Source organism: Paenibacillus beijingensis, from assembly GCF_000961095.1.
Lineage (GTDB): Bacteria > Bacillota > Bacilli > Paenibacillales > Paenibacillaceae > Paenibacillus_O > Paenibacillus_O beijingensis.
The window spans coordinates 1,630,965-1,643,848 of sequence record NZ_CP011058.1; the positions used below are offsets into that span (position 1 = coordinate 1,630,965).

Genomic DNA, 12,884 nt, shown 5'->3' on the forward strand with positions numbered 1-12,884 from the left:
CGGCTGCGCCAGAGGCGCGCTTGCCAGCTGAACCGGCGAAAGGACGTGCCTATTAACCCCGATTGGTTGTATAATGAATGAGGAAACGGGATTAAATATAAACTACCTTAACAACTAAGAGCCTAAGACATCTTATGAGACTGCGAAATCCGATTTACCAACGAAAGGATGGGATTCTCAATGAGTACGCAAACAACAGTTCAAGAAGTGCTAAACCGCCAGCTGGCCAACTGGAGCGTTCTGTACGTGAAGTTGCACAACTATCACTGGTATGTGAAAGGGCCGCAATTTTTCACGCTGCACGCTAAATTCCAGGAGCTGTACGAGCAAGCGGCGCTGCATGTGGATGAGATCGCCGAGCGTCTGCTTGCGCTGGAAGGGCAGCCGATCGCTACGATGAGCGGCTTCCTCGCCGCATCGTCCGTCAAGGAAGCTTCCGGCAGCGAGTCCGCCGTCGAAATGGTCGATTCTGTTGTGGCCGACTTTACCGTCGTCATCGGCGAATTGAAAGAAGGCATGGCGATCAGCGCCGAGCAAAACGACGAAACGACCGGCGATATGCTGCTTGCGATCCATACCGAACTGGAAAAACATGTATGGATGCTGAAAGCATTTAACCGCCAGTAAGCCGGCAGCCGAATAGCAATCCCCCCCTGCGCCGTTTCTTTGATCTGCAGCGGGTGAACTATGGCCCGTAAGATGGACACTTTAAAAAAATCTTACGGGCCATTTATGTTTTTAAATTTATGACGAAGAAGCTCCCTTGATGAGAACACCGCCTGCTATGGCATACAAAAACAAAAGGGCGAAAAGCTGAATGATCAGGACGGCAAGGAAACCTCCCCATTGCCCCAAGGCAAAGAGCGCCACAAAGGCGATGCCAATAATAGCCCCCAACAGCTTCGGGCACAGCACCTTCACATTATATAGCGAACACTCCGTCGACAGAAAATGTGCCTTTTCTTGCGAGATCCCATGGCTAACGGCTGCGAAACCGAGTCCAGCGCACAATGCGGCAAACGTGAGAACTGTAAAGTCACTGCTTTCCCAAACAAACATGCAAATTAAGGCCGCGATGCAAATCAGAAAACCCGGTTTAATCATCGACCAAGCCGAACGGTTCAGGGTATGGTTTGGCATGTAGGTGCCTGTGCCAAGAAGAATGCCTGGAAGCAGTTCCATCCCAATCTTGGCAGGAGTGTGGCCAACGGATGTATAAAGAGCGTAAGCGGCAGAGCCGAATAGAGCGAAGCAGAAGAAATAAGAGACAAAAAGAATCGAGGGTTGCCCGGGATTCGACATATGGTGCACGGCAAGGAATAACCGTTTTTTAGGTTTCATACGGTGACCATCCTCCTTTTTATCCGAAAATTCCAGCTATCTGCACCATATTTCTCGCCAGCAAGCCGGGAGGTCAGTTCCATCTCGAACCAAGTTAACGTCCCGGGGATAAGCTCTCCTCCCAGGCCTCGCAAAGGAATGCCTTCAGCCCCTTCATGCGAATAAAGCCACTCCCCATTTTCTAAATATTCGACTGTGAAATCATCTATGAAATTTAATATACATCACGTTGGTAGCGCCCTTGCTCTTTCATGTCATTCAGATACGCTTCCGCTGCTTCACAGGTCATCATACCTTCTTCTTCAATAATGTGAATAAGTGTGTTGTGGACGTCTTTCGCCATATGCTGCTTGTCTCCACAAACGTAAAAGTATGAGCCATTTTCCAACCACTCAAACAATTCTTTGCTGTTTTCAAGCATTTTATGCTGTACGTATACTTTTTCCGCCGTATCACGGGAGAACGCAGTCTCTAATCTGGTTAGTAACCCGTCTTTTAAATAACCTTCGAGCTCGGTTTGATAGAGGAAATCCGTGGCCGAATACTGGTCACCAAAAAATAGCCATGCTTTACCTGTTGCTTTATTCACTGCACGTTCCTGAATAAAGGAACGGAATGGCGCAATGCCTGTGCCCGGACCAACCATGATAATGTCTTGTTCTTGAGACTCAGGCAGATTAAAGTGTTTGTTTTGTTGTATAAATATCGGTAATGTATCTCCTTCTTGGAGACGCTCAGCACAAAAGATAGAACAAACTCCTTTTCGTTCGCGTCCGTGAGCCGTATAGCGTACAGCACCGATGGTTAAATGCACTTCCTCAGGATGAGCGGTAATGCTGCTTGCAATTGAATATAGCCGTGGCGTCATTTTTCTTAAAAGAGAGAGTGTTTCCTGGGCAGAAGCTTTCCACGGTCCAAAATCACGTAACAAATCAAGCAGATCACGCCCGTCTATATACTCTTTGAGTTGATAAGCATTTTCATCCGAAACAAGCTTTTTCAAGTTTTCGTTTTCTGTTAATTCCGCTGCCTGCTGCACCATTTTTTTAGTCAGCAGCGTAATTTCAAAGTGCGTTGTTAGAGCTTCCTTTAATGGGGCTGTTTCACCTTGCTTATTAAGTTGAACAGCCGTTTCTGCGTCCAATTTTAATTCCTCAAGGATGAAATTCACGAGTGCCGGATCATTTTTGGGAATAATCCCAAGGCAATCGCCAGGGACATAGGAAAGGCCGGATCCAATTAACGACAACTCGATATGCCTTGTCTCTTTACTGGACCCAGCAATATTTAAATTTACATTTTTGAAAACTTTCGCATAAAATGGATTTGTTCTTGAGAATCTTGTAATTACCATTCTATCTTCTCTCTTATTTTCGCTGTTTACTGCCAAAAACTGCATCGCCTTCACCTCAAAAAAAAGTAATTTCTAAAAATATCAACCAATAATACAAATAGAATTTTCAGAATTTTTCGATTGACTTTTCAGGTTCGTTTGATATATTAAACTTATATTGGTAATTATTAATAAACTAAAGAAATGAGGTACTAATGAAGGTGCCGAATCCAATCAATCCTCGAGAAAATACTCTTCAGACTGATCGATATACTCAAATTCTTAAAGAAGCGGAGAACGTTATAATTGACGCGATCGCAGACACGATGGATCAGTACGGCGTTACGCATTCCATTGGAAGACTGTACGGTGTGATGTATTTAAGCGATTCGCCGATGACACTGGATGAGATGAGCGACAAGTTAGGGTTAAGCAAACCCCGCATGAGCACCGCTGTCCACTCCTTGATTGATATCCACATGATTCAGAAGGTATGGAGAAAAGGAGAACGGAAAGATTTGTACGAAGCGGAGAAAGATTTCTTTCGATCCTTCATCTCGTTTTTCTGCATGAAATGGGAAAGAGAAATTTCCGTTAATCTGGAAGCTATAACGAAAGCAAATGAAAAATTGGCCGAATTAATGACGTCTGAAGCCGTTCCAGACGTCATCCGGGATAAAGCGCAAAAAAACGTGCATCAGCTTGAAGAATCGATCCAATACTACAATTGGCTGAAGAAATTGGTACATACATTTAAAAGCAAAGAAATATTTGCAATGCTCGAATTGTAAGCGCGAGCAGCGATGCCTGTCTTAAGATGCCTCATTTACGAAATGATTTCGAATGTCTGTGCGAACGCCTAATTCGGCAGACGTAACAGACATTTTTCTTACTCTTCGATGCATTCAAGGAAAACCTGGTCAGAGCCGCAAACGTACGAAATGAATCGTTCCGTCCTCGATTCTCTGACCGCGTTACACCAGGGCGTCTGCATCTAGAAAAACCCGATTTATACTCAATTTCGGTTGTTCCTGTAATATATCCGCCGCCAACCCAACACCAATACGATAACGGGACCAAGCTCGAATTTTAGATCATATGGAAGGCCAACCTTCCTATTTCAACCAGAGTTCAACATCTTTTCGATTTTCCTTCATCCATTCTTGCACACCTTGTTCCTCATTCGGGGCAGTCTGGATTGTGGATTCAAGATTGGCAAGCTGCTCCAAATTCATCTTAAACTCGCCAAGCCAATTTGCCACTTCCGGGTAGTCTTTGGCGAACCCTTTGCGTCCGATCGTTTGAAGCTTCTCGGCTCCTTGCGGGTTTAAAATGTTTTGAGGGTCTTCCAGGTAATGAATCTTATATTTACTGAACGCCCAGTGCGGCTTCCACAAGGTTACGACGATCGGTTCTTTCTTGTTGATTGCTTTTTCAAGTTCGGCAAGCATGGCCGGCGTGCCGCTTTCGACAAGCTGCCAATCTTTCAAATCATATTTTGGCAAGACTCCTTCTCGTACGGCACGCATTAAGCCGGCCCCCGCCTCAATTCCGATAATCTTCCCTTTAAATTCATCTTTCTTCTCTTTCAGCTCTGCGATCGACTTGACATCGACATAATCCGGTACGGCCAGTCCACTGTCCGCTTGATCATACCAGGTCCCCAAAACATCGAATTGGCTGCCGAACTTCTTCATATAAGACTCGTGGGTGATGGGCGACCAGACATCCATGAAAAGATCGACGCTTCCATTAGCCACGCCTGAGAAAACCGGTGCAACCTCCGCTTGAACAAGCTTGACTTTGTAGCCTTTTTCCTCTAGCAATTCTTTCCACAAATAGGTTACGGCAACGTCTTCATCCCAAGGGATGTAGCCGATGGAAATTTCTTTGGAGGTGTTGGATGCGCTGCTGCCCCCTCCGGCATTGGAGGCGGATTTTTCGCTATTCGAACCGCTTTCCATTGTTTTGCCGCATGCCGGGAATACGAATAGTGAACCAATCAATAAGGCCGTAAACCATGCTTTTCCTAACCGGGTTGCATTGTTTCTCATTGTTTTCTCCCCCTAATGTCCAGTATGAATATTCGTTTTTTGACCAAATCTCTGTGAGATCCGATCAAGTAAAACCGCAATGATAACGACGGATATGCCGCCGACGAATCCGCGCCCGACATCCAGCGTACTGATGCTTCGAAGCACTTCCGCGCCCAATCCGCCTGCGCCGACCATAGAAGAGATTACGACCATGGATAACGAAAGCATTATCACCTGGTTGATGCCGGCCATGATCATCGGCTTTGCCAGGGGGAGCTGCACTTTAAACAGTTTCTGCCATTCCGTGGCTCCATAGGCTGTGGCTGCTTCAATCGTCTCTTTGGGTACTTGCTGGATGCCAAGAAGTGTAAGACGAACCGAAGGAGGCATAGCGAAAACAAACGTTGCGATCAGCGCCGTTACATCTCCTAATCCGAACAGCAAAACCACAGGTATCAAATAAACGAAAGCCGGCATCGTCTGCATTATATCGAGCGTCGGTTTGATGATCGCTCCGAACCGTTCAAATCGGTATGCCAGAACGCCTAGCGGCACACCGCATACAAGGGAAAGTATAGTAGAGGCTAGAACGAGGGAGAGTGTAATCATGGAAGCTTCCCATAATCCGAGTGCAAAAAGAAGCAGCAGGCCAAGAGCTGTGTAAATAGCCGTTCTGATTCCGGCAAGTCGCCAGCAGAGCGCCACCAGGACAACAGCAACAAGCCATTCGGGTGGAGTCAATAACACCCATTGAAGCAAACGGATGAACGCCGTTATGATGTTGTTCAACCCGTCAAACACTCCGGAAAACGAATGAATGATGTAATTAATGGAAATATCAGCCCATTTTTCCAATGGAATGAGAGGTTCTCGGCTCGCGTACGTCATCATACCATCTCCTTCCGATATTTCGGGTTTAAATAGTCTTCTTCAGAGTATGCTTGCTTTGCGGAGCCGGTCAGGCTCGAAATGATGGATTCAACCGTAATAATCCCTTCCAACTGATCCTCACCGTTGACGACCGCGATCGGGCCATTGTTCTCAGCAATGAGCGGAAGAACGTCCCTAAGCGGACAGTCGCGACTCACCCGATGTACAGGAGATTCTTGCTTATAAGTATTGTTCTTCACTTCAATCATCGCGCATTCGGCCTTACGGACTTTGCTGTAATCGATATCCTGTACGAGCTGCCTAATATAATCTGTCGCAGGCTCGGATATAAAATCTTCGGCAGTCCCAATTTGAATGATCTTCCCGTCTTTCATTACAGCCGCTCGATGTCCGAGCCGAAATGCTTCATCCAAATCATGCGTGACAAAAATAACTGTTTTGTGCACTTCATTTTGAATCTCGAGAAACAGCTTTTGCATTTCACGCCTGATCAGCGGGTCCAATGCTGAGAACGGTTCATCCATCAATAAAACTTCCTGGCCGGTAGCCAGCGCCCGGGCGAGGCCGACACGCTGCTGCATCCCTCCCGACAGCTGGTCAATTTTTTTATGGCCTTGTCCCTGGAGATTGACCATTTCGAGAGCCGCTTCACCTTTTTTTGTTCTCTCTTTTAGTCCAACACCTTGAATTTCGAGCCCGAACGTCACATTATCGAGCACCGAGCGATTCGGAAGCAATCCTACATTTTGGAATACCATTCCGATTTTGTTTCGCCTGACTTCCTGAAGCTGTTTGTTTGACATGGTGGCAATATTTTCACGGTTAAGAAAGACGGACCCTTGGGTCGGATGAATCAAGCCGTTCAGGCACCGGAGAAGCGTAGATTTCCCGCTCCCCGATAACCCGATCAGTACGAAGGTTTCTCCCTGCTTCACTTCAAAGCTGGCGTCGTGTATGGCGACAGTGGTGTTGGTCAATTGTTCTATTTCCGACTTACTTTTTCCAGCAGCCCTCATGTCGAGAGCTTGCTTGGAGTGTCGTCCGAACGTCATGGATACATGGTCGATTCGGAAAATCGGTTCCTTTGTCACAAAACCTCACCTTCTTTCGATAGAATAACGGCGCTGCGCTTACTCGTGCTTCATACCAAGCTCATTGCAGATGTAGGTGTGGAAATTCGCGATATGGTGTTCGATCGGAACGAATACTCCTCCATTTTGATAGGCTCGTGAACCCATATTGGTCTGACACCATTCGGCCGCATCGAAGTCCTGAGTGTTGACCCGATGAAACAATTCCACGGCGTCGGAGGGATCGAAATCGGGTTTTTCCATTTCCTCCGGATCAAACAACCAGTCGCATACCAGCATGGTGCGATCCTCCGCAATCGGGATCATTCGATGGATGATGACATGATCGGGAACCAAATTAATGAATACTTGCGGAAGAACGGTGATGCCAAAGTACGTACGATCGTCTTCGGGCTGAAGCCCTTTCAGCATGGACCGCCCCCCTTTGCCGGTCAGCGAGAATGCTTCGATATTGTCCCCGAATTTTGCTCCGCTGCCAATCGCGTTCTGCGTTCCTTTCCCGCCCCGGAATCCCGGGAGAGTGGCTGTCAACTCCGGATGGATCAGCGTACAGTGGTAACATTCCATGAAATTCTCGATAATGAGCTTCCAATTCGCTTTTACATCGTATTCAATCCGGCGTGCGACCTTCAAATCTTGGATTCCATACCGTGAAAAAGTTGTCAAATTTCCAAAACGGTTCATAATCTGCTCGTCGAGTTGCTTCTCTACCGGGAGAGGATCGTCCGCCAAACTGATCCAGACCATGCCGTGCCATTCGGTCAGATGCACCGGCGTCAAATGAAATGCTTCGTCATGGACCATGTCCTGGCTGCACCCCGTCGTATGAGGAACACTTGCAAGCTTTCCGTCGAGCGAGTAATTCCAAGCATGGTACGGACACTGCATGACTTTGCCTACTTTGCCTTTTTCCTGGGTGCAGAGCAATGAACCGCGATGTTTGCAGGCGTTAATAAAGGCTCGGAGGACGTTGTCTTTGCCCCGAATGATGATCACATTCTCATTACCGATTTTTGCGGTAAAGTATTGGCCCGGCTGGGCTGCCTCATTCGCAAACCCGACACAAAACCACGACTTCATAAAGATGTTTTTCATTTCACTCTCAAAGATAGTCGGGTCGGTATAAAAATGCCCTTTGAGTGTCGGGATCAGCGTGCCTTCTCCATACGTTTTCATCTGGTTCATCGCCATTATTGGTCTCCTCCAATTATCGCCTAAATTATAATTGTACTTTGCCAAACCGATTCGGGCTGAACAACTCGATTGGAAGCCGGGATGTTCCTTCCGTGGCCAGATCAGCCAATATTTCCCCGACTACACTGGCGAATTTGAAGCCATGTCCCGAAAACCCGGCTCCAATTGCAACCTGTTTATGCCGGGGATGAAGGGAAATGAGAAAGTGTTCATCCGGGGTATTGGAATAAAGGCATGTTCTTGCCTGCAAAAGCTTTCCATTCAACTGCGGAATACGGCTGCCGATATATTCCCTCATCTTATCGATCTCGGAGTCGTAAACGTTCCGGTCAATCGTATCTGCCGTGCACGGCTGCCCCATCCGGAAGAAGGCGATTTTGGCCCCTTCCCCGCCAAGGCCGAATGAAGGAAATCCATAGAATTGCACACCGTCTTCCGCTTCCCAAATGTAGATCGGCATGTTACCGACTCTGAACGGTTCGATTCCGTCCGTCGGCGCAAACCACATCATGACCTGCCGTTCGATCAGCAGATTAACTCCCAGATCTTCCAGCACGTTCGGCGCCCACGCTCCCGGAGAAACTACCAATCGGCCTGCTTCATATTCGCCGTCCGCCGTGACAACGGTCACTCCTTCACCGGAAGGATGGGCTTCCCAACGGATAACGGGTTCGAAAAACCTCAGATCCGCACCGTGTTTCTCAGCTTGAAGCAGATGAGCGAGCACGCTATTCTCAGGTCTTACAAAACCGGCTTTCTCTTCGTATAAGGCGATTGTGCCTTCGGGTGGTGTGAATATTGGGAATTTTCTGTGTATTTCTTTGGCATCAAGAATGTCGTACGATAAGTTCCACGCCTTCGCGCTATCGATACTGCCCTTTACCGTGAGGCTGTTTTCGCTGCCCATCATGAGGCCGCCGGTGATGTTTAAAATGTTGGTGCCGCTTTCCTTCTCGATCTCTTCCCATAATTCATAGGCCCGCAGAAGGAGCGGAACATAAGCGGGATCTTCAAAATACGCTTGGCGAATAATGCGTGAACCGCCGTGGTGGGAACCTTGATCGTGCGGCGATCCGAACCGCTCAAGCCCGAGCACGCGCTGCCCCCGCTTCGCCAAATGATAGGCAGCTGCACTTCCCATGCTCCCAAGTCCGATGACAATCACATCATAATGCTGCTTCAATGCAATCTCCCCTTCAATTGGTTTCTCTTACTTGGCGGCAACTGAATATTGTGCGGCAACCGTTACCGGGTAACGGCGCCCGAAATATTCGACCTGCAGCGTTTTTCCGGCGAGAGCCGCCTGCGGGCTCAACCACGCGTACGCAATGGTCCCTCCTTCGGAGTATCCGTAACCGGTACTCGTAATAAAACCTGCGGCTTTGTCGCCGTCGAATACAGGTTCGTATCCCATGATGACCACCGACGGATCGTCAACCGTCAGTACCGTCAGCGATTGCTTGGGACCGGCGGCTCGCCGCTCCGATAATGCCCTGTCGCCGATGAACCCGGTCTTACCCGCCTCGACCGCCTCCTCGATTCCCGCTTCGTAAGGATCATGTTCGCTCCAGTAATCTTTTCCATAGTCCGGGGTACGTGATTCGAGCCGCAAACTATCGTAAGCCTGACTACCGGCTGCAATCAGCCCGTGCGGCCTTCCCGCTTCCCACAGCAGATCCCAGAGCCTGAGTCCTTGATCGTGGCTCGTGTACAGTTCCCATCCGGGAAGTCCGAACGTCGGGAGGTAAACGACCATTACCGGCACTGTATCGATGTGCAGCTCCCGCGCCTGACCCGGAATCCACCTGCCGGGATTAAAGGCAGTGCGGTCTGCCGCTTGCATGATGTCGGCGGCCATTGGTCCGAGAATCCCTATTGTGCACGTACCCGAGCTCAGATCCTCGATCCGAACGGACGATGCGAAAGGCGACTGCCGAAGCTGTCTCTGAACCCAATCCCATTCCACCGCTCCTTTGACCGTGAAGAAAAAGTCGGTATCGGACAAACAAACCGCGTTAAGGTCCCCTTTAATGCCTCCTCTTTCATTCAGCATGAGTGCTGAGGAAGCGTAGCCCGGGCGGTTTTGCGAGAAACCGGTTGTAAGCATCCGCAAAAATTCCGCTGCTCCTTCGCCGGTCAACCGGCCGCGCTTCTTCAAAGCCGTAAGATCAAACATCGCCGCCTGTTCAAGTGCAATAAGATGTTCTGCGCCTGCAGCCCGCGACCAATACCGGGCTTCCCATCCGGCGCGCTCCGGGATGTTATTTGCTCGTCCGGCTGCCATTGCGTCGTTCGCCCCGTACCACCGCGCTTGCTCCCACCCGTTCGTTTCCGTAAATTGTGCGCCAAGCTCTTTCTGCCTCGCGTAGAACGGACTTAATCTCATATTGCGACAAGAATCGGCAGGCTCCAGAGGATGGTGAATGTTATAAACTTTCTCGAACGCTTCCGAACAACGCTGTTTGATGTAAGCAGGGCTTTGGGAATAGGAATCGAAACGATTGATGTCGCACACTTCCAAATCAACATCCGGTACGCCGTCGACCATCCACTCGGCCATCGCTTTGCCGACGCCTGCCGAATGTGTTACCCAAACCGCTTCAGCAACCCAAAATCCTTTGACCTTGGCGGCCTCGCCCAAGATCGGCATCTCGTCCGGAGTGAAGGAGAAGAGTCCGTTAATCGCGCGCTTGACCGGCGCAACCTTCAAGGCCGGAAGCAGCTGGGTTGCGTCCTGCCATGCGTTCCCGAAATCTTCCGGAGTGAACGGCTGGACGGACGGCATTTCTTCCGTCTCGCCGTGACGGGCGATCTGTTCGACTTCGACAGGTATGGGCCGATGCTGATAGGAGCCCATGCCGATTCCGTCGAAAATTTGCCTGAAATAAAGCGAGCGGTCCTGATGCCGGAGGATTGGCAGCCGTACTTCTTCCGTCTCATCGGCAAATTCCTTTAAGGGGGAAGTATACGCATATTGATGCGCCATCGGCTGAAGAGGGATGGAAACCCCCGCCATCCGGCCGATCTTTGGTCCCCACATGCCTGCGCAGCAAAGCACAACATCGGCTTCATAGATACGGTCGTTTGTTTTTACCGCCGTAACCCGGCCATCTGCAACCTCGATGCCGGTAACTTCGATATTTCCGTAAAACTCGGCCCCCCGTTCCTTCGCATATCGGGCCATTACCTGTACGGCACGGAGAGGTTTGGCGATTCCGTCTGTAGCCACATGCAATCCTCCGTAAACTCTGGAAGGATCCAGCAGCGGAAAATGTCCAGCGCACTGTTCCGGCGTAAGGAGCGAAGCTTCTATCCCCCATGAGACGGCCAGTCCGCGCTTGCGCTTGAGCTCTTCCCATCGTTCTGGCGTGGCCGCCACTTCGAGCCCGCCGACCGGATAGAAACACGGCTGGCCGTCAAGGTCGAGGCTCATGAAGCATTTGACGGTTTCGGACGCGAGCCGGGTCATTGTTTTGGATCCGTTCAGTTGAAACACCAAGCCTGGGGCATGGGAGGTCGATCCGCCGGTTTCGAACAACGGCCCCTGTTCCAGCACCGTGATGTTGCGAATTCCTTTTTGACTCAAGAAATACGCGGTGCTGCAACCAACCACTCCCGCTCCGATAATGACCACCTTTTGATCTGACAGCAAACTCATTACCTCCTATCCGAATAAGTAAGGCTGTGAAGCTCGGTCATCACTTCCGCTCTATATCGCCTGGAAGTAATCGATCCGAATAGAGAAAAAGGACAGAGAAAGGCCTCGAGACCTTTCTCTGTCCTTTTACCTGAGAGCTTTCCTTTCTCGTCTCCATCAGACGGATCATAAACGAGAAAGGTTTCCCCTTCGGTGGCCAAACGGCACTCTCCAGAGTTGCGTCCGATAATATTCTAGTAACCTGAGAGATTATCCTAAAGGTATTTTTTTAGGACTTGCTCCTTCGGCGCCGGATCGGCTTTTCATATTATCTTCATTCGCAGTATGTTAAGTATATTTTTATTTTATTTAAAAAACTAAATCTAGTCAATCCTTATGTCACATTTGATCACATTATGTCACACTTTGTCTAAACTTTCGTAACACGTTACGTTATTATTTATATCATCATTCGAGAGGTATTGACCCGTAATTAGGTGAACCGTTGCCGGGTTTCATTATCTTTGCAGGTTCCAGCTGTCAGCGGCATACTTCTCTTGAGCCAGGCGCCTCACCAGATCCGTCTCGTATTCGGTGAGCTCCCCGGTAACAAGATCTGTGCCCAGTCCTGCCGAGAATCCGGACCGGAAAGACTGCTCCAGATCCCGCATCGTCGCAATCGGCAGGCCTTTATGACGAAGGCATGAATTAATGGCCACCGCTTTGCGTTCAAAAACCTTCTTCATTCGGCATTTGTCGGACGGCTCGCGGAAACGGAGAACCTCGAACAGCGTATCCACGTCTAGCTCCAGCAGGATCGAGCCGTGCTGAAGGATAACTCCCTTGGAACGCATCTGCGCGCTGCCCGCAATTTTTCTTCCTTCGACGACGAGCTCGTATTTGGAAGGCGAATCGAAACAAGCCGCGGACATCGGCCCGCCCGGGGAAGATGCGGCCCCATTGCCCGCCGGCACGTCCAGTCCCGTCATCCTGGCGTCTAGACCGAGCTTGCGAAAGCCGAGCAGCAGCCCCATGCTCAGCACGCGATAAGCTTCCGTTACGCTCGCCGGGATGCCGGGATAATTCTCCGGGACGATAAGGCTGTAGGTAAGCTCGTTATCATGCAGTACCGCCCGTCCCCCGGTCGCCCGCCGGACAAAGCCGAGGCCGCGCTCGCGAAGCGCCCCGAAGTCGATCTCCTTGCTCGGCTGAAAATAGCCGATGGACACGGAAGCGGGGTTCCAGCCGTAGAAGCGGACGGTCGGCGGCACAAGCCCCTTTTCTTGCGCGGCGAGTATCGCTTCGTCGATCGCCATGTTCTCCGCCGGAGAACGATTTCCGGTATGAATGAATCTCCACAT

General features: G+C 49.8%; 11 protein-coding genes and 1 riboswitch. Of the genes, 2 read left to right on the forward strand and 9 right to left on the reverse strand.

Annotation, left to right across the window (positions count from 1 at the left end; translation table 11 throughout):
* Positions 1-180: 180 nt before the first annotated feature.
* The gene (locus tag VN24_RS07370; RefSeq protein WP_045669864.1) at positions 181-627 is read left to right on the forward strand and encodes a Dps family protein; all 447 of its coding nucleotides are present in this window, start codon (positions 181-183) and stop codon (positions 625-627) included.
* A 117-nt stretch (positions 628-744) separates the two neighbouring features.
* On the opposite strand, the gene VN24_RS07375 is transcribed toward VN24_RS07370, so the two are convergent.
* Together VN24_RS07375 and VN24_RS07380 are read right to left on the reverse strand one after the other, a co-directional pair.
* Entirely contained in the window at positions 745-1,341 is a 597-nt protein-coding gene (locus VN24_RS07375; RefSeq protein WP_045669865.1) for a hypothetical protein, read from the reverse strand.
* Positions 1,342-1,555: 214 nt separating this feature from the next.
* Positions 1,556-2,740, reverse strand: a complete 1,185-nt coding sequence (locus VN24_RS07380) for a sulfite reductase subunit alpha (protein WP_052702838.1) — start codon at positions 2,738-2,740, stop codon at positions 1,556-1,558.
* Between the two features lie 149 nt (positions 2,741-2,889).
* On the opposite strand from VN24_RS07380, the gene cudC reads away from it, so the two are divergent.
* A complete protein-coding gene (gene cudC, locus VN24_RS07385) occupies positions 2,890-3,465 on the forward strand; it encodes a choline uptake/conversion transcriptional regulator CudC (RefSeq protein ID WP_238590858.1) in 576 nt (191 codons plus the stop codon).
* 324 nt (positions 3,466-3,789) lie between these two features.
* On the opposite strand, the gene VN24_RS07390 is transcribed toward cudC, so the two are convergent.
* From VN24_RS07390 to VN24_RS07425, 7 genes are all read right to left on the reverse strand, one after another.
* Positions 3,790-4,728, reverse strand: coding sequence for a glycine betaine ABC transporter substrate-binding protein (locus VN24_RS07390; RefSeq protein ID WP_052702839.1), 939 nt, complete (start codon positions 4,726-4,728; stop codon positions 3,790-3,792).
* A 12-nt stretch (positions 4,729-4,740) separates the two neighbouring features.
* Positions 4,741-5,601 carry an ABC transporter permease gene (locus tag VN24_RS07395; RefSeq protein WP_045669866.1) on the reverse strand — a complete coding sequence of 287 codons (861 nt, stop codon included), beginning with the start codon at positions 5,599-5,601 and terminating at the stop codon, positions 4,741-4,743.
* The gene (locus VN24_RS07400; RefSeq protein WP_238590859.1) at positions 5,598-6,692 is read right to left on the reverse strand and encodes a quaternary amine ABC transporter ATP-binding protein; all 1,095 of its coding nucleotides are present in this window, start codon (positions 6,690-6,692) and stop codon (positions 5,598-5,600) included. Before VN24_RS07400 ends, VN24_RS07395 begins: the two co-directional genes overlap by 4 nt.
* Before the next feature lie 39 nt (positions 6,693-6,731).
* Positions 6,732-7,883, reverse strand: a complete 1,152-nt coding sequence (locus VN24_RS07405) for an aromatic ring-hydroxylating oxygenase subunit alpha (protein ID WP_045669867.1) — start codon at positions 7,881-7,883, stop codon at positions 6,732-6,734.
* Positions 7,884-7,911: 28 nt separating this feature from the next.
* Positions 7,912-9,069, reverse strand: coding sequence for an N-methyl-L-tryptophan oxidase (gene solA, locus VN24_RS07410; protein WP_148505208.1), 1,158 nt, complete (start codon positions 9,067-9,069; stop codon positions 7,912-7,914).
* Between the two features lie 27 nt (positions 9,070-9,096).
* A complete protein-coding gene (locus VN24_RS07415) occupies positions 9,097-11,538 on the reverse strand; it encodes a GcvT family protein (protein WP_052703186.1) in 2,442 nt (813 codons plus the stop codon).
* Positions 11,539-11,652: 114 nt separating this feature from the next.
* Positions 11,653-11,768, reverse strand: a riboswitch (glycine riboswitch).
* Positions 11,769-12,041: 273 nt separating this feature from the next.
* Positions 12,042-12,884 carry a lipoate--protein ligase family protein gene (locus VN24_RS07425; protein ID WP_045669869.1) on the reverse strand — a complete coding sequence of 281 codons (843 nt, stop codon included), beginning with the start codon at positions 12,882-12,884 and terminating at the stop codon, positions 12,042-12,044.

Bases quoted from the DNA above. Each gene is read 5' to 3' on its own strand.
- VN24_RS07370 (WP_045669864.1), top strand. From the start codon at position 181: ATGAGTACGCAAACAACAGTTCAAGAAGTGCTAAACCGCCAGCTGGCC.
- VN24_RS07375 (WP_045669865.1), bottom strand. From the start codon at position 1,341: ATGAAACCTAAAAAACGGTTATTCCTTGCCGTGCACCATATGTCGAAT.
- VN24_RS07380 (WP_052702838.1), bottom strand. From the start codon at position 2,740: ATGCAGTTTTTGGCAGTAAACAGCGAAAATAAGAGAGAAGATAGAATG.
- cudC (WP_238590858.1), top strand. From the start codon at position 2,890: ATGAAGGTGCCGAATCCAATCAATCCTCGAGAAAATACTCTTCAGACT.
- VN24_RS07390 (WP_052702839.1), bottom strand. From the start codon at position 4,728: ATGAGAAACAATGCAACCCGGTTAGGAAAAGCATGGTTTACGGCCTTA.
- VN24_RS07395 (WP_045669866.1), bottom strand. From the start codon at position 5,601: ATGATGACGTACGCGAGCCGAGAACCTCTCATTCCATTGGAAAAATGG.
- VN24_RS07405 (WP_045669867.1), bottom strand. From the start codon at position 7,883: ATGGCGATGAACCAGATGAAAACGTATGGAGAAGGCACGCTGATCCCG.
- VN24_RS07425 (WP_045669869.1), bottom strand. From the start codon at position 12,884: ATGTGGAGATTCATTCATACCGGAAATCGTTCTCCGGCGGAGAACATG.